This is a genomic window from Serratia sarumanii (assembly GCF_029962605.1).
In the GTDB taxonomy this organism is placed as follows: domain Bacteria; phylum Pseudomonadota; class Gammaproteobacteria; order Enterobacterales; family Enterobacteriaceae; genus Serratia; species Serratia sarumanii.
This window is the reverse complement of record NZ_CP124750.1, coordinates 2,233,232-2,254,221: the sequence shown is the minus strand read 5'-3', so window position 1 is coordinate 2,254,221 and position 20,990 is coordinate 2,233,232. Positions and strand designations below refer to the sequence as shown.

General features: G+C 59.6%; 20 protein-coding genes. 10 read left to right on the top strand and 10 right to left on the bottom strand.

The window, feature by feature from the left end; translation table 11 throughout:
* Nucleotides 1-403: 403 nt before the first annotated feature.
* Entirely contained in the window at nucleotides 404-1,918 is a 1,515-nt protein-coding gene (dtpA, locus tag SSARUM_RS10810) for a dipeptide/tripeptide permease DtpA (RefSeq protein WP_033638407.1), read from the top strand.
* 77 nt (nucleotides 1,919-1,995) lie between these two features.
* On the opposite strand, the gene SSARUM_RS10805 is transcribed toward dtpA, so the two are convergent.
* Entirely contained in the window at nucleotides 1,996-4,089 is a 2,094-nt protein-coding gene (locus SSARUM_RS10805) for a prolyl oligopeptidase family serine peptidase (RefSeq protein ID WP_043147392.1), read from the bottom strand.
* A 194-nt stretch (nucleotides 4,090-4,283) separates the two neighbouring features.
* Nucleotides 4,284-4,847, bottom strand: a complete 564-nt coding sequence (locus SSARUM_RS10800) for a helix-turn-helix domain-containing protein (protein WP_033638405.1) — start codon at nucleotides 4,845-4,847, stop codon at nucleotides 4,284-4,286.
* Nucleotides 4,848-4,962: 115 nt separating this feature from the next.
* On the opposite strand from SSARUM_RS10800, the gene SSARUM_RS10795 reads away from it, so the two are divergent.
* Both SSARUM_RS10795 and SSARUM_RS10790 read left to right on the top strand, forming a co-directional pair.
* A complete protein-coding gene (locus SSARUM_RS10795) occupies nucleotides 4,963-6,150 on the top strand; it encodes a benzoate/H(+) symporter BenE family transporter (RefSeq protein WP_060429974.1) in 1,188 nt (395 codons plus the stop codon).
* 100 nt (nucleotides 6,151-6,250) lie between these two features.
* Nucleotides 6,251-6,754, top strand: a complete 504-nt coding sequence (locus SSARUM_RS10790) for a cupin domain-containing protein (RefSeq protein ID WP_043147390.1) — start codon at nucleotides 6,251-6,253, stop codon at nucleotides 6,752-6,754.
* On the opposite strand, the gene SSARUM_RS10785 is transcribed toward SSARUM_RS10790, so the two are convergent.
* Nucleotides 6,719-7,573, bottom strand: coding sequence for an aminoglycoside phosphotransferase family protein (locus tag SSARUM_RS10785; RefSeq protein ID WP_043147389.1), 855 nt, complete (start codon nucleotides 7,571-7,573; stop codon nucleotides 6,719-6,721). The genes SSARUM_RS10790 and SSARUM_RS10785 overlap by 36 nt on opposite strands.
* A gap of 182 nt (nucleotides 7,574-7,755) precedes the next feature.
* Between SSARUM_RS10785 and SSARUM_RS10780 the strand changes: the two genes are divergently transcribed.
* The gene (locus SSARUM_RS10780) at nucleotides 7,756-8,136 is read left to right on the top strand and encodes a RidA family protein (protein WP_033654780.1); all 381 of its coding nucleotides are present in this window, start codon (nucleotides 7,756-7,758) and stop codon (nucleotides 8,134-8,136) included.
* Nucleotides 8,137-8,143: 7 nt separating this feature from the next.
* On the opposite strand, the gene SSARUM_RS10775 is transcribed toward SSARUM_RS10780, so the two are convergent.
* Nucleotides 8,144-8,524: a nuclear transport factor 2 family protein gene (locus tag SSARUM_RS10775; RefSeq protein WP_033638401.1), complete on the bottom strand. Its 381-nt coding sequence runs from the start codon at nucleotides 8,522-8,524 to the stop codon at nucleotides 8,144-8,146.
* A 275-nt stretch (nucleotides 8,525-8,799) separates the two neighbouring features.
* On the opposite strand from SSARUM_RS10775, the gene SSARUM_RS10770 reads away from it, so the two are divergent.
* The gene (locus tag SSARUM_RS10770; RefSeq protein WP_004938382.1) at nucleotides 8,800-9,069 is read left to right on the top strand and encodes a hypothetical protein; all 270 of its coding nucleotides are present in this window, start codon (nucleotides 8,800-8,802) and stop codon (nucleotides 9,067-9,069) included.
* Here the strand turns inward: SSARUM_RS10770 and SSARUM_RS10765 are convergent.
* Complete coding sequence (locus tag SSARUM_RS10765; protein WP_033648196.1) at nucleotides 9,066-9,458, bottom strand: nuclear transport factor 2 family protein; 393 nt, start codon at nucleotides 9,456-9,458, stop codon at nucleotides 9,066-9,068. The genes SSARUM_RS10770 and SSARUM_RS10765 overlap by 4 nt on opposite strands.
* Before the next feature lie 201 nt (nucleotides 9,459-9,659).
* On the opposite strand from SSARUM_RS10765, the gene SSARUM_RS10760 reads away from it, so the two are divergent.
* The 4 genes from SSARUM_RS10760 to gstA all read left to right on the top strand — a co-directional run bounded on the left by SSARUM_RS10760 (nucleotide 9,660) and on the right by gstA (nucleotide 12,657).
* The gene (locus SSARUM_RS10760; RefSeq protein ID WP_079656471.1) at nucleotides 9,660-10,355 is read left to right on the top strand and encodes an HD domain-containing protein; all 696 of its coding nucleotides are present in this window, start codon (nucleotides 9,660-9,662) and stop codon (nucleotides 10,353-10,355) included.
* Nucleotides 10,356-10,449: 94 nt separating this feature from the next.
* Nucleotides 10,450-10,713, top strand: a complete 264-nt coding sequence (locus SSARUM_RS10755; RefSeq protein ID WP_043147388.1) for a YjbD family protein — start codon at nucleotides 10,450-10,452, stop codon at nucleotides 10,711-10,713.
* A gap of 361 nt (nucleotides 10,714-11,074) precedes the next feature.
* A complete protein-coding gene (dapA, locus tag SSARUM_RS10750; RefSeq protein ID WP_043147387.1) occupies nucleotides 11,075-11,959 on the top strand; it encodes a 4-hydroxy-tetrahydrodipicolinate synthase in 885 nt (294 codons plus the stop codon).
* Between the two features lie 92 nt (nucleotides 11,960-12,051).
* Nucleotides 12,052-12,657, top strand: coding sequence for a glutathione transferase GstA (gstA, locus tag SSARUM_RS10745; protein ID WP_033638396.1), 606 nt, complete (start codon nucleotides 12,052-12,054; stop codon nucleotides 12,655-12,657).
* Between the two features lie 39 nt (nucleotides 12,658-12,696).
* Here the strand turns inward: gstA and pdxY are convergent, their stop codons facing one another.
* On the bottom strand, nucleotides 12,697-13,557 hold the full coding sequence (gene pdxY, locus SSARUM_RS10740) for a pyridoxal kinase PdxY (RefSeq protein ID WP_033638395.1): 861 nt from the start codon (nucleotides 13,555-13,557) through the stop codon (nucleotides 12,697-12,699).
* A 407-nt stretch (nucleotides 13,558-13,964) separates the two neighbouring features.
* On the opposite strand from pdxY, the gene SSARUM_RS10735 reads away from it, so the two are divergent.
* The gene (locus tag SSARUM_RS10735) at nucleotides 13,965-17,069 is read left to right on the top strand and encodes a DUF4214 domain-containing protein (RefSeq protein ID WP_060429972.1); all 3,105 of its coding nucleotides are present in this window, start codon (nucleotides 13,965-13,967) and stop codon (nucleotides 17,067-17,069) included.
* Between the two features lie 76 nt (nucleotides 17,070-17,145).
* Here the strand turns inward: SSARUM_RS10735 and tyrS are convergent, their stop codons facing one another.
* The 4 genes from tyrS to anmK all read right to left on the bottom strand — a co-directional run bounded on the left by tyrS (nucleotide 17,146) and on the right by anmK (nucleotide 20,771).
* Nucleotides 17,146-18,420 (bottom strand): tyrosine--tRNA ligase, encoded by a 1,275-nt coding sequence (tyrS, locus tag SSARUM_RS10730; RefSeq protein WP_033648189.1) that lies wholly within the window; start codon nucleotides 18,418-18,420, stop codon nucleotides 17,146-17,148.
* A 138-nt stretch (nucleotides 18,421-18,558) separates the two neighbouring features.
* Complete coding sequence (pdxH, locus tag SSARUM_RS10725; RefSeq protein WP_033648477.1) at nucleotides 18,559-19,212, bottom strand: pyridoxamine 5'-phosphate oxidase; 654 nt, start codon at nucleotides 19,210-19,212, stop codon at nucleotides 18,559-18,561.
* Between the two features lie 89 nt (nucleotides 19,213-19,301).
* Complete coding sequence (locus SSARUM_RS10720; RefSeq protein WP_004931294.1) at nucleotides 19,302-19,604, bottom strand: MliC family protein; 303 nt, start codon at nucleotides 19,602-19,604, stop codon at nucleotides 19,302-19,304.
* 45 nt (nucleotides 19,605-19,649) lie between these two features.
* Nucleotides 19,650-20,771, bottom strand: coding sequence for an anhydro-N-acetylmuramic acid kinase (anmK, locus tag SSARUM_RS10715; protein WP_039566363.1), 1,122 nt, complete (start codon nucleotides 20,769-20,771; stop codon nucleotides 19,650-19,652).
* Between the last annotated feature and the right edge of the window lie 219 nt (nucleotides 20,772-20,990).

Below are 20,990 nucleotides of genomic sequence, written 5' to 3'. Positions count from 1 at the left end.
CACAAATGCCAGTCTCGTTTTCCCAAATTTCTATAATTTTACAAAACGCGCCATGTGCACAACATTCCAACGGATTAATAACCTCACCTACACTGATGCGCTAAAAAATAGCAATTCAGCAGAATATATCCCTGTTTAAAATTCGTATAGCTTTTAATCAAAACAAAAAATCGGCAAACCATTAAAACCCGAAAGTTAATACTGCATAACATTTGCAACATCGCCGCATAATCCTGCGGGCGTTAAATGTAACCGAATATGACAAACTGCTTGCCTCGTTGACAAAGATAGTGAACATTAACCGCCGTCCCCATCCTATAACAACGCAAAAGGATGCCGTTCCGCATCAACTTTTGTACTTTCCCGTCCTCCAAAGACGGGCTGCGAAAAAACAGAGGTACCAGTGTCAACAGCAAACAACCAACATCCGGAGAGCGTTAGCCTTAACGCGTTCAAACAGCCGAAAGCGTTCTATCTGATCTTCTCGATCGAACTGTGGGAGCGTTTCGGCTACTACGGCCTGCAGGGCATCATGGCGGTTTATCTGGTCAAGATGCTCGGCATGAGCGAAGCCGACTCCATCACCCTGTTCTCTTCCTTCAGCGCCCTGGTATACGGCTTCGTCGCCATCGGCGGCTGGCTGGGCGACAAAGTGCTGGGCGCCAAACGCGTGATCGTGCTCGGCGCGCTGGTGCTGGCCGCCGGTTACGCCATGGTGGCCTACTCCGGCCACGACATCTTCTGGGTCTACATGGGCATGGCGACCATCGCCGTGGGCAGCGGCCTGTTCAAGGCCAACCCGTCCTCCCTGTTGTCCACCTGCTATGAGAAAGACGATCCGCGTCTCGACGGTGCCTTCACCATGTATTACATGTCGGTGAACATCGGCTCCTTCTTCTCTATGCTGGCCACTCCGTGGCTGGCGGCGAAATACGGCTGGAGCGTGGCATTCTCGCTGAGCGTGGTCGGCATGCTGATCACCCTGGTCAACTTTATGATGTGCCGCAAGTGGGTGAAGGAAAACGGTTCCAAGCCTGACTTCAAGCCGCTGCATCTGCCGAAACTGCTGATGGTGCTGGTTGGCATCGTGGCGTTGATCGCCGTGTCCAGTTGGCTGCTGCACAACCAGGTGATCGCACGCTGGGCGCTGGCTCTGGTTTCCGCCGGCATCGTTCTGGTGTTCGCCAAGGAAACCTTCGCCCTGCACGGCGCCGCTCGCCGTAAGATGATCGTCGCCTTCCTGCTGATGCTGGAAGCGGTGGTGTTCTTTGTGCTGTACAGCCAGATGCCAACCTCGCTGAACTTCTTCGCCATCCACAACGTGGAACACAGCATCTTCGGCGTCGCCTTCGAGCCGGAGCAGTATCAGGCGTTGAACCCGTTCTGGATCATGCTCGCCAGCCCGATTCTGGCCGCGCTGTATAACAAAATGGGCGATCGCCTGCCAATGCCGCACAAGTTCGCTTTCGGCATGATCCTCTGCTCCTGCGCCTTCCTGGTGCTGCCGTGGGGCGCCAGCTTCGCCAACGAACAGGGCATCGTGTCGGTCAACTGGCTGATCCTGAGCTACGCGCTGCAGAGCATCGGTGAGCTGATGATTTCCGGCCTGGGCCTGGCGATGGTGGCGCAGCTGGTGCCGCAGCGTCTGATGGGCTTCATCATGGGCTCCTGGTTCCTGACTACCGCCGCCGCCGCGCTGATCGCCGGTAAGGTTGCCGGTCTGACTGCCGTCCCAAGCGACATCAACGACGCGCACGCTTCGCTGGCCATCTACAGCCATGTGTTTATGCAGATCGGTATCGTCACCGCCGTCATCGCTATCCTGATGATGCTGACCGCGCCGAAGCTGTACCGCATGACGCTGGACACCACCGAAGACGCCAATCAGAAAGCGCAGGAAGCCACCGCGGCTCGCTGATCGCCGGCAGATTGAGACGTAAATAAAAACACCGGAGTTAACGCCCCGGTGTTTTTTTATGCCCGCAAGAAAAAGGCTTACGCTGACTTGGGTTTGCCGCTCAGGTTGGCCCACATGAATTCGCTTACCAGCGCGCTGTGGAACGCCGCCTGTTGCTTGTCGGCGGCAGCGCTGTGCCCGCCTTCGGTATTTTCATAGAAATAGGCCTGCTGATACCCCATCGCCTGCATGCGCGCGGCCATTTTGCGGGCGTGGGCCGGGTTGACCCGATCGTCGCTGGTGGCGGTATAGAACAGCACCGGCGGATAGGCCGTTTTCGCCTGAATGTTGTGGTACGGCGAGAAGGTTTTGATATAAGCCCACTCATCCGGCTTGCTCGGGTCACCGTATTCGGCGATCCACGACGCGCCGGCGGAAAGCTGGGTATAACGCTGCATGTCCAGCAGCGGCACTTCGCAGACGATGCAGCCGAACAGCTGCGGATACAGCGTCAGCATATTGCCCACCAACAGGCCGCCGTTGCTGCCGCCGCGCGCCCCCAAATGCGGCGCCGAGGTCACCTTGCGTGCGATAAGATCTTCGGCCACGGCGGCGAAATCCTCGTAGGCGCGATGGCGATTCTGCTTGAGCGCTGCCTGGTGCCAGGCCGGGCCGTATTCGCCGCCGCCGCGGATGTTGGCCACCACGTACACCCCGCCGCGCTCCAGCCAGGCCGGCGCCTTGCCGCCGAGATAGCCCGGCAGCAGCGGCACTTCAAACCCGCCGTAGCCATACAGCAGCGTCGGCGTGCTGCCATCCGGTTTGAGATCTTTGGCGGCAATCTGGAAATACGGCACGCGGGTGCCGTCCTTGGAACGCGCAAAATGCTGGCTCACCTGGTAGCCTGACGCGTCAAAATCCTGCGGCGCCTGTTTCAGCAGCGTCGCCTCACCGCCGTCGAGATTGCCCATGTACAGCGAGGTCGGCTGCAGGAACCCGCTGACGGTCAGGAAATAGGCGTTGCTCTCTTCGTCGATGCCGCCGGCGGAAATGGTGCTGATGGCGCCGGGGTTGCCCAGCGGGCGACGTTGCCAGCTGCCGCCCTGCGGCGTCAGCACTTCCAGCCGGTTGACCACGTTATCCATGATGCTGAGGATCAGATGATCGCGGGTGCCGCTGTAGCCGCTCAGCGCCTGCTCCGCCGTCGGGGTAAACAACAGCTGCAGCTCGCGCTTGCCCGCCAGATAGTCATCGAAGTTGGCCGCCAGCAGCGCGCCGGACGGATAACGCTTGCCGCCCACCTCCCAGTCGCTGCTCGGTTTGATCAGCAGCCATTCCCGATGCGTGTCCAGCTCTGCGTCGGCCGGGATATCGATTTTTTTCTGCCGGCCGTCCTGAGCCAGCAAGAAATAGTCGCGGCGATAGAAGTCCAGGCTACGACCGACGAAATCGCGCTCAAAGCCCGGCGTGCGATCGTGATAGGCGAAGACCGCCATGTCCTCGGGCTGCGCTTCGTACAGCGTTTCGGCGGCGCTCAGCGGCGTGCCGCGCCGCCAGCGTTTGGCGATGCGCGCGTAACCGGACTGGGTCATCGAGCCGGGGCCGAAATCGGTGGCGATGAACAGCGTGTCCCGATCGACCCAGGAAACCCGGCTTTTCGCCACCGGCACGTTGAAGCCGTCCTTGACGAAGCGTTTGGCCACCAGATCGAATTCGCGGATTTCGGTGGCGTCGCCGCCGTCCGGCGACAGCTGCATCAGGCAATAGCGGTATTCCGGCGCCAGCGGTTGCGAGCCCTGATAGACCCAATCCTTGCCTTCCGCCTTGCCCAACGCATCGATATCCAGCACCGTCTCCCAGGCCGGTTTGGCCTTGCGGTACTCGTCCAGCGTGGTGCGCCGCAGCAGGCCGCGCGGATTGGCCTGATCCTGCCAGAAGTTGTAATAGTACTCGCCGCGCTTGCTCACCCACGGGATTTGGGTGTCTTTATTGAGGATATCCAGCACCTCGCGCTCAATGCGCTGAAAGTCTTCGCCCTGGCCGAAACGCGCCACGGTGCGCTGATTTTCCTGCTGCACCCATTGCAGCGCTTTTTTACCCTGCAGCTCTTCCAGCCACAGGAATTCATCGCCGGCGGCCGCGCCGCCTTCCGCCGCCATCGCCAGGCGGATACTGTTGGGTAATGAAGTCATCGCGAATACGGCTCCTGCGGTTTGCGCACTGAGTTTAATGAACTGACGTCGATTGGTGACCGGCAAAATCAAGCTCCTTTTGAGTCGGCTGCAACGCCGCCCCGTCGTGGGCGACAGCCTGTGAAATAAGAGTCATTTTCAACAAGGTAGGCGTTTGGCGGCGCGGAGTCAAAGCCCACGGTCGCCGCGTTGAGTCAGGATTGAGGATAGTGGATCAGATCGTGGATACGCACCGTTTGTGAACTGGCGTTGCGGTAAGCGTGCGGCCGATCGGCCTGAAAGCGCATCGCCTCGCCGGCAGCCAGGCTGTGCCATTCGCCGTCTATCGCCAACTCCAACCGGCCGCTGATCACGATGACATGCTCGATCACGCCCGGCTCATGGGGCGACGACTCGCTGAGCGCGCCCGGTGCAAGATCGATGACGAACATATCGAAACCCAGCTGGCGATCGTACGGAAACAGCGGCACCACGCGCATATCGGCGTTGTCCTGATCGTACACCGGCAGATCGCCGTAGCGGTGCAGCGTCGCCTGCTGCTGCGCGGGCGACGCCTCAAGAAAGGCGGAGAACGCCACGTTGAAACCGGTGGCGATCTTCCACAGTGTCGCCACCGTCGGGCTGGATTCGCCGCGTTCGATCTGCCCGAGCATCGCCTTGCTGACGCCGGTGTATTCCGCCGCCTGCGTCAGGCTCCAGCCGCGCTGCGCGCGCAGCGTGCGAAGGGTGTGTGCCAAATGGCCGGCAAGTTCCTGCATCCAGTTCTCCTCTGCGTGTCGAGCCCGATTATACCCGCTTGTGCGCTATAGCGCACGGTGCTATGCTGATTTCTCATCGTGCGTTATAACGCACAACCACCGATTGGAGCTTCTCATGCGCCCAGCCCTCTCCCTGCGCCATCTGACCCTGCCCGCCGTCATGGCCGGCTTTGTCGCCGTCCTGGTGGGTTACACCAGCTCTGCCGCGATCATTTTCCAGGCCGCCGCCGCCGCGGGCGCCACGCCGGCGCAGATCGGCGGCTGGCTGAGCGCGCTGGGGATCGCGATGGGCATCACCTCGCTCGGACTCTCGCTTTACTACCGTACCCCGATCCTCACCGCCTGGTCGACGCCCGGTGCGGCGCTGCTGGTCACCAGCCTGCCCGGCACCCCGATCAACGAGGCGATCGGGGTGTTTATCTTCGCTTCTGGTCTGATCCTGCTGTGCGGCGTCACCGGGCTGTTCGCCCGCCTGATGGACTACATTCCGCAGGCGATTTCCGCCGCGATGCTGGCGGGGATCCTGTTGCGTTTCGGTCTGGACGCCTTCGCTTCGCTGCAGCTCAATTTCTCTCTGAGCGCCGGCATGGGGCTGGCCTATCTACTCAGCCGCCGTTATCAACCGCGCTACGCCATCGTGCTGACGCTGGCGACCGGGCTGGCGATCGCTGCGCTGCAGGGCAATATCCAGCTGACACAGCATGCGCCGGCGTTCGCCATGCCGGAATTTATCGCGCCGCACTTCAGCTGGCCGACACTGCTGGGCATCGGCGTACCCTTCTTCGCGGTGACCATGGCTTCGCAGAACGCTCCCGGCATCGCCACGCTGCAGGCGGCGGGCTACCGCGTGCCTACGTCACCGCTGATCGCCTGGACGGCGCTGACCGCGCTGCTGCTGGCGCCGTTCGGCGGCTTCTCGGTGTGCATCGCCGCGATCACCGCCGCCATCTGCATGGGGCCGGACGTGCATCCCGATCCGCAGCGGCGCTATATGGGCGCGGTGGCCGCCGGCGTTTTCTACCTGCTGGCCGGGCTGTTCGGCGGCGCCATCGGCCTGCTGTTCAGCGCGTTACCGGTCGCCTTGATCCACACCATCGCCGGGCTGGCGCTGCTCGGCACCATCGGCGGCAGCCTGCAACGCGCGCTGCATGATGAAAAACAGCGCGACGCGGCGCTGATCGCCTTCCTCATCACCGCCTCCGGCGTCACGTTGCTCGGCATCGGTTCGGCATTCTGGGGCATTGTCGGCGGCGCCATCGCGCATCTGCTGCTGTCGCTGCCGTGGCGAACCACCGTGACGTAACGGGCGGTCTACATTGACAAGTGCCGCCATGGCGCCTTCACTTTCTCTGTCGTCTTGATATCAATTCACAAAATAAGTGACGCCGTCACCAAGGAAGCCTATGACTGAGAAAGCTGCGCTGTTGACTCAGCGCCTGATACGTAATGTCGAACGGGTAGATAAGCGGCACGATCGGCGGCCGCCGCTGTATGACAGCGTCGGCACTCGCCTCGGCACCGGCACCGCCGCCGACAAGCTGGGCGCCTCTTTCGATTGTGTCGCGCCGGGTATGCGCTCCTGCCCCTACCATTTTCACTACGCTCAGGAGGAAATGTTCATCATTCTGGAAGGCAGCGGTACGCTGCGGGTGGCCGGAGAAATGCTGCCGATCGTCAGCGGGGATGTCATCTTCATTCCGCCGGGCCCGGAATACCCGCACCAGATCATCAACACCTCAGATGCGCCGCTGAAGTACCTGTCCGTCAGCACGCGCGAGCAGCCGGAGCTGGTGATGTACCCGGATTCCGGCAAATACCAGGCGATGGCGCGCGGCGCAGACGGCCAGCAGGTGCGCTACCTGCAGCGCCCTTCAACCTCGCTCGATTACTGGCAGGATGAACCCTGAGTCGCCGCCCGGCAGCGGGAGATCCAGCGCGCGCGCCGCCAGCTCGGCGACGCGAAAGTCGATGTCCGCCGCCTGCCCGTCTTCCATGAACCAGGCGGCGGACAGCCCCGACCAGGCGAGGATCCATTGCAGCAAGCGCCGGCGCTCCAGCCCGGCCAAGCGACAGACCTGTTCCACGCGGCGCTGGAAAATGGCCGGATCGGTGGCGATGCCATAGTTGGGATTGCAGAAGATATTGGCGTAGTCGAAGCCCCGTTCGCCATACAAACGCTTGGGATCGATCGCCAACCAGCCGCGTTCGCCGAAGTCCAGCACGTTGTCATGGTGAATATCGCCGTGCAACACGCTCTCTTCTCGCGGGCTGTTCAGCAATTCCGCCGCCGCCGTGGCGCAGAGACGCAGCATGCCGCCGTGCGCCTGCGCCGCCGGCCACAGTGAGCTGAACCATTCCTGCAGCGGGATCAGCTCGGGCAACGGTTCCGCTCGCGGCGCATGCAAGGCGGCGATCGCCCCGCACAGGATTTGCGTGGCCTGCTCATCGTCGCCGTCACGCACCAGCTGCGCCAACGAACCTTCACCCTGCGCGCGCTCCAGCAGAATGCCGTCGTCATGCCACGCCAGCACCTGCGCGGCGCCTTCCCCGCGCCACCAGCACATCAGCTGGCCGCCGAAGCGCTCTTCCTGCTCGCGGGCGATCTTCAACATAGCCGCCTCGCCCCGGTAACGCACCGGCATCAGCAGACTGCTGTGGGTTTCGAAGGCTTTGCCGTCCTGTTCCAGTTGCCAGCGTTGCAGGTAGGGAGTAAAAAGCGGGTTCATCGTCTCATGCGTCCTTGTGGCCGAGCTGCGCCACACTGTCACATTCTGGTGAGAGAGGGCGTATAAAATAAAGAAGGATGATACTCTCAAATATCATCGGTGCGCGGCGTCTGGCCGCCGTTTCCTCAGTATCCTAACCAAGTTTGTCGATTTTATTAACCGGTCTTGCGCGGGGTTTGATCATGACATTATTAAAACGCACGAATTATCCGCAGTTGCCTACGCCGGGCGGCCCCTATGTGCATGCGGTGCGCCACGGCGATCGCCTGTACGTGTCGGGATTGACGGCCTTCGCCACCGACGCGCAAGGCTTGAGCGCGCCGGAGCAAACGCAAGAGATCCTCGAGCAGTTAGCCACTATCGCCGCCAGCGAAGGCGTTAATCTTAAAGCGTTGATTAAAATCAGCGTGTTCCTGACCGACATCGCCGATCTGGCGGGCGTGCGCCCGGTGCTGTTTGACTATTTCGATGGCGCGCTACCGGCCTGTTCACTGATGGCGGTCAGCGCGTTGTTTTCACCGCAGGTGTGCGTAGAGATAGAAGCGGTGATGGCGTTGCAATAATGCGGGGCTAGAGCGCGCCCTCATCCGGCACGCAGGGGCCGATCTTGAACCAGGCTTTGGCGATCCGCCCCTGTTCCACTTCGTAAATGGCGATGACATCCATTTTGCCGCGCCCCTGCGGGAAGTTACGCGTCACCACTTCCTGATCGACCACCATGTTCCCCACCGCCATGCGTTTTATCCGTTCACCGTACAGACTCGGCTCCTGGAAACGCACCAGATGCCGTTCGCGGATCGCCGCCTTGCCGCTGGCCAGCAGCGTGTCGGGATGCTCGTAATACTGCGCGTCGTCCGCCCAGCAGGCCATGAAGGCGTCGATGTCGCGGGCGTTATAGGCGTCAAGCTGTTGCTGAACCACATCCTGCGGGCGTGCCGTTTTATCGTTCATCACATCCTCCTGCCGAAGTTAATCGCCGCATGTATCGAACCCATCACGTTAACCGCCCGGTGCTGCAGCTTGATGACACGGCGAGTGCTGAATAAAAACCCAAAAATAGCGAATAAATAACCTACCACGCCCAATGGACAATTCAAGCGTCCGGCATAAATTTTCTGCCCCGCGCCAGCGGCGGGGAAAACCGCATGGCACCGCGCGTTAATCTTTGCGGCGGTTAGGGAAATTCTGCTAATTTAGCGTGAACAGCCTGATGATAACGAAACGCTATGCAGCAAAAACCGGTGTTGGACGAAGCCAGACAGTTAAAGCGACTCAACGCCGCCACGCGGCGTCAATCCCATATGTATAAATGGATCGCGCTGATTGCGGCGCTGGATGCGCTGTTGGTGTTTTGGTATGACCGGGATATGCGCAACGTCACCTTCTCGGGAGCGGTTGCGCTGGTGTGCGGCTATCTGTGGATCCGCGATCGCAACAAGGCCCGGGGTTACCGGCGCGAGTTCGACCGCAAATTCGGCAAGCGCAGCGGCGATTAAGGCTGCATCGCTTCCAGCACTTTGGCGCTGTCGACAATCTGCACGAACTTCACGATTTTGCCGCCGCGCAGCGTATAAATATGCGCAAAAGAGGCGTTGAAGGATTTGCCGGTGGCCCGGTAGGTGCCGTGATAAAAACCTTGAGCGATCACATTGTCGCCGGCGTCGTAAAAGTGGTCGACATCGGCGCGGTAACCTTGCCATTCGCTGCCCAGGCGCTGATGCACGTTCTTGATGATGTTCTCCGGGCCGATATAGGTACCGGCGTAGGGGAAACCGGCGGCTTCGGTCCACTCGGCATCGGGGGCCAGCGCCGCCAGCAGATTACGGCCGTTTTCTTCGGAGCTGCCTTCATAGGTTGCGCGCACTATTTCAAGAGGGGTTGGCATATATCTTCTCCCATGGCTGATGAGGATATTCCGGCCATCTCCGCGGACACAGGCTCTCACCAAGCGGAGACGGCGGAATGCGGCTATTCTAGGTTGCTTGTTTCGCTGCAAAAACCGCAGTTATGACAATAGTGGGTTGCACTTTAGTAAACAATAGCCGTTTTTCTGTCATTCTCCCGGCATCCGGCGCGGCTATGCTGATTGACCGATTTCCCCCAACAGGAGCTGAACGTGTCTTTACCCTCGCTGACGCAAGAGCTGTTACAACCTTTTTCCCCCTACCAGGCGCTGGCGCAAACGCTGTTGCCGCTCACCCTCGAGTCGGACGACGGTTCGCATGACGTGGCGCATCTGCACCGGGTCTGGAAGAACTGCCGCCGGATCAGCAAGCTGGAAGGCGGCGACCGGCGCATTCTCTGTGCGGCGGTGCTGCTGCACGACGCCGTCGCGGTGGAAAAGAATTCGCCGCAGCGCCATCTGGCCTCACGCATGGCGGCGGAGCAAGCCACGCTGACGCTGACCCGGCTGGAATGGGCGCCGGCGGATATCGCGGCGGTGGCTCACGCCATCGAAGCGCACAGTTTTTCCGCCGGCATCCCCCCGCAAACGCTGGAGGCGAAGATCCTGCAGGATGCCGATCGCCTCGACGCCATCGGCCTGATCGGCGTGGCGCGCTGCTTCTATATCGGCGGCCGCATGCGCAGCGCGCTGTACGACGCCGCCGACCCGCGGGCCGAGCATCGCCAATACGACGACAAGCGTTTCAGCCTGGATCACTTCGAAACCAAGCTGTTCAAACTGCAAGACGGCTTCCAGACCGCCGCCGGGCGGCACATGGCCGAGCAGCGCACCGAACGCATGCGGCGCTTTGTCGACGATCTGCTGGAAGAGGTGTAATGCCGGCTTACCGCGCATTTCGTTATGCCCATAACATTTTCGGTCACATAACGCCGCTAAACTGTAGGTCAACTTCACCGAACGGGCGGCACAGATGAAAAAGTTGACGTTGAAAGAGATGACGGAAAGCGAACAGCGGGAAGTGAAAACCGAACTGGACAAGGCGCGCAAGAGCCACGGCAGGCCGCTGACCAACGCCGAACAGCACAAGGTCAAGGATGAAGTGGTGGCGCGCATCATGGCCGCCAGAGCGAAGCTCGCCAAGGCGGAGCGTGCAGAACGTAAGTCCAACCGCTATCGGCCGAGCGGCGACACCTTCAGTTGGTCCGCCACCATCGGCTCCCGCCCGCCGCGCTGAGCCGGCCAAACTCTCCCCGCCGCTGCGGGGATTTTTATTTATTAGCCAAACTCATCCTCGCTACCGAATCATGAATAACAATGTTATCAATCTGTTGTAAATTGACAGCCTGATGAAGAATATTCATTATCACCCCACTTCCCCTTTTCACGAGACCGCTATGGCCTACCCACGCAACGCTGACATGCTGATGACGCCCGCGTTGCCCGTTGGCGGTTTGGCGGCGGTTAAATCGAAGAAACAGACGCTCATTTGACCGGGGCGAGCTGTCCCGTCAGATGAGCTGACTGGATGGCGCGCAACGCCCCGCCTTCAATTTTCTCATCTGGCTTCTCTGTCGGTCACACAGAAGGAATATTTTATGGCCTCATTTTCGGGTATTTGGGTGGCGATGGTTACCCCTTTCAATCACGATGCCGTCGATTTGCCGGCGGTGAAACGCCTGGCGCGGCACCTGCTCGACGCCGGCATCAATGGCCTGGTGGTCTGCGGCTCCACCGGTGAAGCCGCCGCGCTGAACAAAGAAGAACAGCTGGCGGTGCTCGACGCCGTGCTGGAAGTGGCGCCCGCACACCAGGTCGTGATGGGCCTTTCCGGCAATAACATGGCCGCCACGCTGCAGATGCAGCAGGCCATTCAGCTGCGCGACATCGCCGGCGTGCTGATCCCGGCACCTTACTACATTCGCCCTTCGCAATGCGGCCTGATCGATTATTTCACCCAGTTGGCCGACGCCTCCAGCGTGCCGGTGATCCTGTACAACATTCCGCAGCGCACCGGCATCGCCATGGAGCTGGCCACATTGCGCCGGCTCGCGCGCCATCCGCGCATCACCGCCATCAAGGACTGCGGCGGCAATCCTGACGCCACCATGGCGCTGATCGCCGACGGCGAAATCGATGTGATGACCGGGGAAGACAATCTGATCCTCACCACGCTGTGCCTCGGCGGCACCGGCGCCATCTCCGCCGCCGCGCATGTTCACCCGGAACGTTTCGTGCAGCTGGTGCAGCAGGTCGCCGCCGGCGATTTGGCCGCGGCGCGCAGCAACTTCTATGAGCTGCTGCCGATGATCCACCAGATGTTCAGCTTCCCGAATCCGGCGCCGGTCAAGACGGTGCTGGCTCAGCAGAGGCTGATCGCCAACGAGCTGCGCTCGCCGATGCAGGTAGCGCCGCAGGCGTTGCAACAGCAGATCGCCGCAACGCTGACGCAGCTGCAGCCCGCCGAGGCGATCATCGGTTAAATTTGTTAGCTAAGCCGCTGTAATTTTGGCGCTATGGGACTACGATGAGAGGTTAAGCATGCCCGTCATTCGTCATCAACAAGGAGCTTCCGATGAAACTGTTCTATAAAGCCGGCGCCTGTTCGCTGTCCCCGCATATCGTGCTACGTGAGGCAGGGCTGGATTTTACGGCGGAGAAGGTCGATCTGGCGCAGAAGAAGACCGAGAGCGGCGCCGATTACCTCGCCATCAACCCCAAGGGACAGGTACCGGCGCTGCTGCTGGATGACGGCAGCCTGCTGACAGAAGGCGTGGCGATCGTGCAATACCTGGCGGACCGCGTGCCCGATCGCAACCTGATCCCGGCGGCGGGCACCCTGTCGCGCTACCACGCGATCGAATGGCTGAACTACATCGCCACCGAACTGCACAAAGGGTTCAGCCCGCTGTTCAACCCGAAAACGCCCGAGGAATACCAAACCATCGCGCGCGCCAAGCTGGAGCAGCAGTTCAGCTATCTGGATTCGGTGCTGGCGAAGCAGCACTTCCTGTTGGGAAGCCGTTTCAGCGTAGCCGACGCCTACCTGTTCACCGTGTTGCGTTGGGCGTTCGCCCTGCAGTTCGACGTGCGCAAGCACGCCCATCTGGCGGCCTGGTTCGATCGCGTTGCGGCGCGCCCGGCGGTAGATGCGGCGCTGAACGCCGAAGGATTGAAGTAAAGTTTCAGCCCCGGCGGCTGTCGCCGGGGCTCGATGCACTTACAGCTTTACCGCTTTGAATTCGCTGAGCGGCTGCACGATCCGATCCTGCGCCGCCACCACCTGCAGTTCGTATTCGCCCATCTCCTGCGTGGTCAGCATCACCTCATACACGGCGGCGGTCACGTGCTCCAGCGCTTTGTCCAGCGCCTCGCCCTTCAGCAGATCCACCAGCAGCAGACCGCTGGTCAAATCACCGACGCCAACCGGTTGACGCGCGCCGAAGTCCACCAGCGGCCGGCTGATGTGCCAGGCCTCGTCCGCCGTCACCAACAGCATTTCGAAGCAGTCGGCGTGATAGCCGGCGCGGGCCAGGTGCTTGACCAGCACCAGCCGCGGCCCCTTGGCGATCAGCACGCGGGCGGCCTGCACCGCATCGGCCACGTTGGCGACGGCCATCTGGCTCAGCATCTCCAACTCCAGCAGGTTCGGCGCCATCATGTCGCTGCACGGCAGCGCCTGGCGGCAGTGAAACTCGGCCACGCCCGGCGCCACGATGCAGCCCTTTTCAGGATGCCCCATCACCGGATCGCAGAAATACCAGGCATTCGGGTTCGCCTGCTTAACCTGACGCACAATCTCCAGAATATGGTCACCCTGCTCCGGCGAACCGATATAACCGCTCAGCACCGCATCACAGCGTTGCAGCTGCTCGATATTGGCAATACCCTGCGCGATCTCGGTCAGGTGGCTGGCAGGCATGACGCAGCCGGTCCACTGGCCGTATTGCGTATGGTTGGAGAACTGCACCGTGTTCAGCGGCCAGACATTGACACCCATGCGGCGCATCGGGAATTCAGCCGCACTGTTGCCGGCGTGACCAAACACCACGTGCGACTGGATAGAAAGAATGTTTTTCATCGGAACAACTGACCTCGCCATGCCGTGTGCATCAGCCCGCGGCGAAATGATAATGGGTGCACGACGCTAAAACGTCATGCCGGCGCTGTTAAAAACAAGAAATGAGAGGGATTTTTATGCTTTCGACGGCGGCATATTGTAGCGAAAAGTCCGATCCAAAAAAAGCCGCGAGCCTGCAGCCATGGCTTCGACAGAGAGAAAAACCCGATCCACGCCAAGATATTTACGATAGTGGACTGCCACTAAAGGGTTGCCCCAGTATCGAGCCTTTCGCCGCAGTGCTTTTACACAGAGGACAACCGCATTTTCGGCAGAAACAGAATTTCCTCATATTTCGCCGCATTGCAATAACCTGGTTTTGAACTGTACTTGTTGATGCTTATTTCTATGTCAACACAGGGGTTAACATGAGTTTATTGTCGTCACAACAGGATGTGGCCATCCTTTTTTACGCCACGCTCGGTAAAAAAGCCGATAGCGCCGCCTTGAACTTCTTTGCCCGCCAGCTGGAATCGGGGCAGTACAGCAGAGATCAACTGGCAGAAAAATTCATCCAGTCTCAGGATGGACATCATCGCTACGATGGCCTGACAACATCGCAAAAAATTCAATACATCTATAAAAATACGACAGGCGCGGATCCAGCGCCCGCAGTGCTGGCCACGCTGGTCGCGCAAGCCAATGCAGGAAAAACGCTGGGGCTGATTACCAAGGATCTCATCGCCGGCGTGAAAAGCTATATGGGTGACGCTGCGGCACCGGTCGCACAGCAACAGCATCTGTTTGATATTATTGATACAACCTTACACCCCGCTTTGTCCCCCTATCCCGCCAACGCCGAAGCGGCAGCCGATATTCAAGCTCTGTTTTACATCGTAGGCAGCCTTGCGGTGGCGGAAGGCGTCAATTATTGGAGCCAGGTTCTGGCGACGGGAAAAGCCGACGCCAGCTATATCGCCGGCCGTTTCGTCGAGACGCGCAGCGCGTTGACCACGTTAAGTAATGAAGACTTCGTCAAAACCGTCTATAAAAATACGTTCGGCGTTGATGCAGGCGCAAGCGAGCTCGCCAATTACGTCACCGGGTTGAATAATCATACCGAAACGCGCGGCGACGTCATCATGCGTCTGATCGCCGATATTCGTAACGACACTGCCCATGGCGCAGCCAAACAGGCTTTTCTTAATGCTACCCATGTCTACGCTGCGGGTGAGATGGCTGCGACCCACTATCAGGAAAGCGTAGCGCTGCTCTTTCTGCAACTCGGGAAAAAGGCCACGCTGGAATCAACCGGGTTGGACAGTTACAGCAAATTCCTCGCCGCGGGAAATTCCGAGCTTGATCTGCTGACCATTCTGGCTAAATCCTCCCCCTTCAAAGATGCCGCAGACTTCGCCAGGGTTTATCACGAACTGTATTACGGCCCGGCGCTGAGCGAACTGCAAAAACAGGCAATTCTGCTCAAAGCCGGCAATAATCCGCTGCAGGCGACGCTGAATATTTTGCATGCGTTCCGCAACGGGGAAGCGCCGCTGGAGGGCGGAGTCAGCCCCAGTCACGAGCAACTCGTCAATCTCGAATACAAAATTGGCAGCGAGCTGGGGTATCAGATCCGTGGCAACGTCACGATGTCGAATGCCGACGGCGCCCTCAACGGCAGCCTGAATACCGGTAAGCAACATACGTTAAGTCATGCGGAAATCAGCCAACTGCGCGAGATCACTCTTAACGCGGAGGTCGGCTCCGCGGTCGATCTCAGCTTTGCCAAATCGTTGCAAAAAGTCACGCTGCAGGGCGATTTTGCCACCAATGACGCAATGCTACAGTCGCTGAGAAACCTGAATATCACTCTCATTCTTAGCGAGGGCAATCTGCTGAACGCCCCCGAAGGGATTAACTTTACCAACGTTAAGAACAGCACCGTCGTCGCCGACCGGCTCGATATGACGACGGCAGCCGCGCAAATCAATCTGGCCGCCGGGAAACATCAGCTTGTCTGGCAAGGCAATGCCACAGCCGACAGCGGCAATAGGGTCAGCAGTGATTTCAAAGCGACGGCGCTTAATAGCGATCCCGAGACATCTTACTACAGTGTCTCAGCCAATTTTTTCACCAAGGTCGTCCACCTGACGGCCAGCGCCGGCGGTGGCTATGATGCTGAAATCACAAATAACGTTAATCAGTTCCTGTACTTCAACTATGTAGATTTGACCCATTATCGCGGTACCGGAGAGATTTATCTTAACGGGCAGCGGGTCGCCACTGAAGGCAACAAGGTCTTTGACTTTGGGTTGTTCACGCAAGAAGCGACCGTCTCCCATCCGATTTACGGCAACATCAACTCGCTAAAACAAGGCGAAATGGCGCAGCCCAATGCTTCGCAAAACACTACGGGATCGGCTGGGGGGGTAATTACGGCCTACTCCGGAGATTTAACGCTGCTCAACGTCAGCAGCGGGCAATTTACCCTCGGCGGCGACTTGACCGCGAAAAGTCGTATCCATATCAGCGATACGGCGCAAAGCGACGACAGCTTTAAATTGTTCTTTACCGATGCGGCTAGCCATACGGTAACCAATCTCAATATGGGTACTTTCAGCTTTACATCGAACCATAAAGAAACGCTCGAAATCCGTATGGGCAGCAACCTCGACATTGTGCAAAATCGCACGTTGACCCTGAGCGGCGGGGACAACTCGATTAGCACGTTGATGCTGAGCGGCTATATGTACACAGGCGATAAACCGCTGGTGCTTAATCTGACCGTCGCCGCAGATTTTAGCGATAACCTGAAGACCATCATAGGCAGCGAATTTACCGATGAACGCCGTTATTACTCCGACATGAAGCTGTACCTCGTCGCAGAAAAAGGCGGCACCGGCGGCGGCGCTTTCTACAACACGCTAAACACGCTGGCCAATAAAGACGATTTCGCCCATGTCATTGCCGAACTTGCCGGCGACCAGTTAACGGTCGACCGCACCGGATTGACCGTCTATAAAGCCGACGTTAAGGGCAACACGACGCTGGATAGCGCCGGTGCGTTACATTTTACCGATAGCAAAATAGACAATATGGTCACGCTCAATACCGGCTATGCCAACAGCGTCATCTCCGTGGGAGAAACCGATAACCCATGGGTTTTCTCCAAGACAGGAGACAAGACCGCAACCTTGTACGGCAGCGCCACTACCCAAGCTGAATTACAAAATGCGTTCAGTGGCCTGAATGCGACGGACAATGCCCAAGCGCTGTTCTCGCAGGTTCTGGCGAAGATGACCAACGGCGCCAGCGCCAACAACCTGGCGGAAGTCGGATTGCTAAAGTTGGACAAATCGCTCTATGTCATCGTGGATAACAATCATAACCAAACGTTTGACGCCGATGATGTGGTGTTCTCGATCGGCAATCAGGATCCCTATTTGGCTGCCGTCTCTCTGCACTACCACTCGCCAGCCATTACCGTGAACGGTGTTGCGGCCGAAAACTCGCTGCCGGAGGCGTTTGCCTAATCTTCATCCGCGCCAAGTGATAAAAAAAGCCCGGGGATCTCCCCGGGCTTTTCACGTCATATAGGCTGACTGACGCTTACTGCCAATCCACCAGGCAGTAGTGTTTCTTGCCGCGGCGCAGCAGCGTGTAGCGGCCGAACAGACGGTCCGCATCGCTGAAGCGGTATTCGGCATCCGATTGTTTCTCGCCGTTGATGGTCACCGCGTTGGAGCCGATCATGGTGCGCGCCTGGCCGCGTGACGGCACCAGTTCGGCATTCACCAGCGCCTGCTGCAGGTCGGCGTCGCGCTCCAGTTTAATGGTCGGCATGCCGTCCTGCGCCAGCTGGGCGAAGTCCGCTTCGGTCATGTCGTGCAGCGCGCCGGAGAACAGGCTCTGAGTGATGCGCTTGGCGGCCGCCAGGCCTTCCGCACCGTGCACCATGCCGGTCACTTCTTCCGCCAGCACGTACTGGGCGCGCGGCGCCTTGCCGCTGTTCTTATCTTCTTCCTCCAGCGCGTTGATGTCTTCCAGGCTCATGAAGGTGAAGAACTTCAGGAAACGGTAAACGTCGGCGTCGGCGGTGTTGATCCAGAACTGGTAGAACTTGTACGGGCTGGTTTTTTCCGGCGCCAGCCAGACCGCGCCGCCTTCGGTTTTACCGAACTTGGTGCCGTCTGCTTTGGTGATCAACGGCACGGTCAGGCCGAACACCTGCTTCTGGTGCTGACGACGCGTCAGATCGATGCCTGAGGTGATGTTGCCCCACTGATCGGAACCGCCGATCTGCAGCTCCACCTGGTGGCGGTTATACAGCTCGGAGAAATCGTAGCCCTGCAGCAGGTTATAAGAGAACTCGGTGAAGGAGATGCCGGAGTCGTCGCGATTCAGGCGCTGCTTGACCGCTTCCTTGTTGATCATCTGGTTGACGGAGAAGTGCTTGCCGATGTCACGCAGGAAGGTCAGCACGTTCATGCCGCCGAACCAGTCGTAGTTGTTGGCCGCGATAGCGCTGTTGCTACCGCAGTCGAAATCGAGGAACGGGGAAACCTGCTTGCGGATCTTCTCGACCCACTCGTTCACCGTATCGGTGGTGTTCAGCTTGCGTTCCGCCGCTTTGAAGCTCGGATCGCCGATGAGGCCGGTGGCGCCGCCCACCAATGCTACCGGCTTGTGGCCGGCCAGCTGGAAGCGCTTCAGGCACAACAGAGGAACCAGATGGCCCAAATGCAAGCTGTCAGCGGTCGGATCGAAACCGCAATACAGTGCAATTGGCCCTTGCGCCAGTCGCTCCGCTAACGCTTCCTCATCCGTAACCTGGGCAACGAGGCCCCGCTCTTGCAGTTGTTTAATCAAGTTGCTGCTTGCCATCAATGACTCCATGTATAAACGAATGCACCTTTGCCGGTACACGGCCTTTCGCCCAGTGGCGAAATAAAAATTCAGGGTAGCGCATAGAATAAAGCGCCGGCGGCGTCAGCACCAGCGCTTAGAGGGGATTTTCCGTCTTCAGGGTGCCAGTCGGTCAATTTTCCAGTCATTCCCGTCCCGCTGATACAGGAAACGGTCATGCAGGCGATGGGCGCCGCCCTGCCAGAACTCGACGGAGTCAAATTTCACGCGGAATCCGCCCCAGAAACTCGGCAACGGCACCTCGCCCTGCTGGAACTTCTGCTTCAGCTCAAGGAATTTGCTTTCCAGCACGCCGCGCGCGGAAATGCGCGACGACTGCTGCGACACCCAGGCGCCGATCTGGCTGTCTTTCGGCCGACTGTTGAAATACTTCAGCACTTCGAGGGTCGACAGGCGCTCCGCCTGGCCGAGGAAAATCACCTGGCGATCGAGCATGTGCCAGGGGAACAGCAGGCTGATATGCGGGTTGTGCGCCAGCTGCTGCGCCTTGCGGCTGCCGAGGTTGGTGTAGAACACCAGCCCCTGCTCATCGAAATGCTTCAGCAGCACGATGCGTTGATAAGGCTGGCCGTGTTCGTCGACGGTCGCGACGCACATGGCGGTGGGATCGGCCAGGCGCGCGTCGCAGGCCTGTTTCAACCAACGCTCGAACAGTTCGAGCGGGTTGGCGGTCAGATCGTTGCGGCGCAGGCCGCCTCGGGTGTATTCACGGCGCAGGTCCGCAACATCAAACTCACTCTTTTCAATCATCTGGGTTATCGACCAACTGAAAAAATCCGTCGTTACATTCTGCGCCTGCGGCGTCAGGAACTCAATCGCTCCGACGCCGCCGTCGACCTTCACTCCGTCAACACGCAGTCGCTCATGACTACCTTGCCGTTGCGCTCAAGATAGGCGTTACGGTCTTTCGACCAAAAAGTGTATTTGCCGTCGCTGTATTTGGCGCCGGTCAGCGCCAGCACCTGCTTGAGATGCAGCTGTTCGCCGTCCATCAGCAGGCTGACTTCGCTCGCCTTGCCGTCAAGCGCCACCGTCAGCGGCGTGGTGCCGCACTGGTAGTGCATCGTCTGGCTGCTTTGCGGCAGGATGTAGCTGCAGCCGGACAGCGCCAGCGCGCCGGCGACGAAAATGACTTTTTTCATGCTGTTGCTCCTTAGAAAAATCCTTCACAGGCTATCCTAACAGAGCTAACGGGCCCCCAATGGCAAAACCGGATAAATCCCACCCAACACCGTTTCACGGCTGGCGCCGGTCACCGAAGGCAGATTGCCGGCCTGGCCGGACAGCGTGCGGAAGGCCAGCCAGGCAAAGGCCAGCGCCTCCATGTCGTCGCCGCTGACGCCAAAATCGTCGGTCAGCCCGACCTCCGTGCCCGGCAGCAGCGCCGACAGGCGCGCCATCAGCAGCGTGTTGCGCGCCCCGCCGCCGCAGACCAACAGGCGCTCGCACCCGCCGGCCAGCAATACCTGCTCGCTGATGCTGACCGCGGTCAGCTCCGTGAGCGTGGCCTGCACGTCGACCGGCGCAATCGCCGGCAATCCGGCCAGCTGCCGCTCCAGCCAGGCGATATTGAAATACTCGCGGCCGGTGCTTTTCGGCGCCGGCAGCGCGAAGTACGGATCCGCCAGCATCTGCTGCAACAGCGGCAAGCAGACTCGCCCCTGCATCGCCCAGCCGCCGTCCTGATCGTAAGGCTGCGCGCGGTGGCGCCATACCCAGGCGTCCATCAGCATGTTGCCCGGCCCGGTATCGAAACCGCGCACCGGCGTACCGGGCAACAGCAGAGAAAGGTTGGCGATGCCGCCGACGTTCAGCACCATGCGCCGCTCGACGGGATGCCCCAGCAGCGCCTGATGGAACGCCGGCACCAGCGGCGCGCCCTGCCCGCCGTAGGCCATGTCGCGCCGGCGGAAATCGCCGACGGTGGTGATATCGGTCAGCGCGGCGATGCGGTTGTTATCACCGAGCTGCATCGAGAAACGCGCGTCACCCTCCGGTTCGTGCCACACCGTCTGGCCGTGGCACCCGATGGCGGTGATCTGCTCCGCGTCGATGCCGGTTTGCTTCAGCAGGCCGAGCACCGCCTCGCCGAACAACGTGCCCAGTCGCGCGTCCAGCCGGCCGACGGCGGCCAGCGTGGTTTGCTGCCCCTGGCACATGCCCAGGATCTCTTTTTTCAACGCCATCGGCATCGGATGGCTATAGCTGGCCTGCTGCGCCACCATGCGATCGTCGATCGCGGCCAATACCACATCGATTCCGTCCAGACTGGTGCCGGACATGACGCCTATATAGCGGCCTGACTTCATAGCAACATCCTCTAACCCGCGCGGTAAGCAAAATTCATCCTGACAAATAAACCAGAATTGCCGGATTAACGCCATGAATTATGATGCTTTTTTTACGGTTCGTGAGCCAGATGCCCCCCGACGCCGCTGTGGCACGGGTTATGTGTTAAACCGTGCCATAACAGGCGACGGAATGTCACCAAGGCTGTCATAAAGGTAAACCGCGGTTTATTATTGGTT

Excerpts from the sequence above, each read along its gene's own strand:
- SSARUM_RS10805 (WP_043147392.1), bottom strand. The coding sequence starts at position 4,089 with ATGACTTCATTACCCAACAGTATCCGCCTGGCGATGGCGGCGGAAGGC.
- SSARUM_RS10800 (WP_033638405.1), bottom strand. The coding sequence starts at position 4,847 with ATGCAGGAACTTGCCGGCCATTTGGCACACACCCTTCGCACGCTGCGC.
- SSARUM_RS10795 (WP_060429974.1), top strand. The coding sequence starts at position 4,963 with ATGCGCCCAGCCCTCTCCCTGCGCCATCTGACCCTGCCCGCCGTCATG.
- SSARUM_RS10790 (WP_043147390.1), top strand. The coding sequence starts at position 6,251 with ATGACTGAGAAAGCTGCGCTGTTGACTCAGCGCCTGATACGTAATGTC.
- SSARUM_RS10785 (WP_043147389.1), bottom strand. The coding sequence starts at position 7,573 with ATGAACCCGCTTTTTACTCCCTACCTGCAACGCTGGCAACTGGAACAG.
- SSARUM_RS10780 (WP_033654780.1), top strand. The coding sequence starts at position 7,756 with ATGACATTATTAAAACGCACGAATTATCCGCAGTTGCCTACGCCGGGC.
- SSARUM_RS10775 (WP_033638401.1), bottom strand. The coding sequence starts at position 8,524 with ATGAACGATAAAACGGCACGCCCGCAGGATGTGGTTCAGCAACAGCTT.
- SSARUM_RS10770 (WP_004938382.1), top strand. The coding sequence starts at position 8,800 with ATGCAGCAAAAACCGGTGTTGGACGAAGCCAGACAGTTAAAGCGACTC.
- SSARUM_RS10765 (WP_033648196.1), bottom strand. The coding sequence starts at position 9,458 with ATGCCAACCCCTCTTGAAATAGTGCGCGCAACCTATGAAGGCAGCTCC.
- SSARUM_RS10755 (WP_043147388.1), top strand. The coding sequence starts at position 10,450 with ATGAAAAAGTTGACGTTGAAAGAGATGACGGAAAGCGAACAGCGGGAA.
- dapA (WP_043147387.1), top strand. The coding sequence starts at position 11,075 with ATGGCCTCATTTTCGGGTATTTGGGTGGCGATGGTTACCCCTTTCAAT.
- gstA (WP_033638396.1), top strand. The coding sequence starts at position 12,052 with ATGAAACTGTTCTATAAAGCCGGCGCCTGTTCGCTGTCCCCGCATATC.
- pdxY (WP_033638395.1), bottom strand. The coding sequence starts at position 13,557 with ATGAAAAACATTCTTTCTATCCAGTCGCACGTGGTGTTTGGTCACGCC.
- SSARUM_RS10735 (WP_060429972.1), top strand. The coding sequence starts at position 13,965 with ATGAGTTTATTGTCGTCACAACAGGATGTGGCCATCCTTTTTTACGCC.
- tyrS (WP_033648189.1), bottom strand. The coding sequence starts at position 18,420 with ATGGCAAGCAGCAACTTGATTAAACAACTGCAAGAGCGGGGCCTCGTT.
- pdxH (WP_033648477.1), bottom strand. The coding sequence starts at position 19,212 with ATGATTGAAAAGAGTGAGTTTGATGTTGCGGACCTGCGCCGTGAATAC.
- SSARUM_RS10720 (WP_004931294.1), bottom strand. The coding sequence starts at position 19,604 with ATGAAAAAAGTCATTTTCGTCGCCGGCGCGCTGGCGCTGTCCGGCTGC.
- anmK (WP_039566363.1), bottom strand. The coding sequence starts at position 20,771 with ATGAAGTCAGGCCGCTATATAGGCGTCATGTCCGGCACCAGTCTGGAC.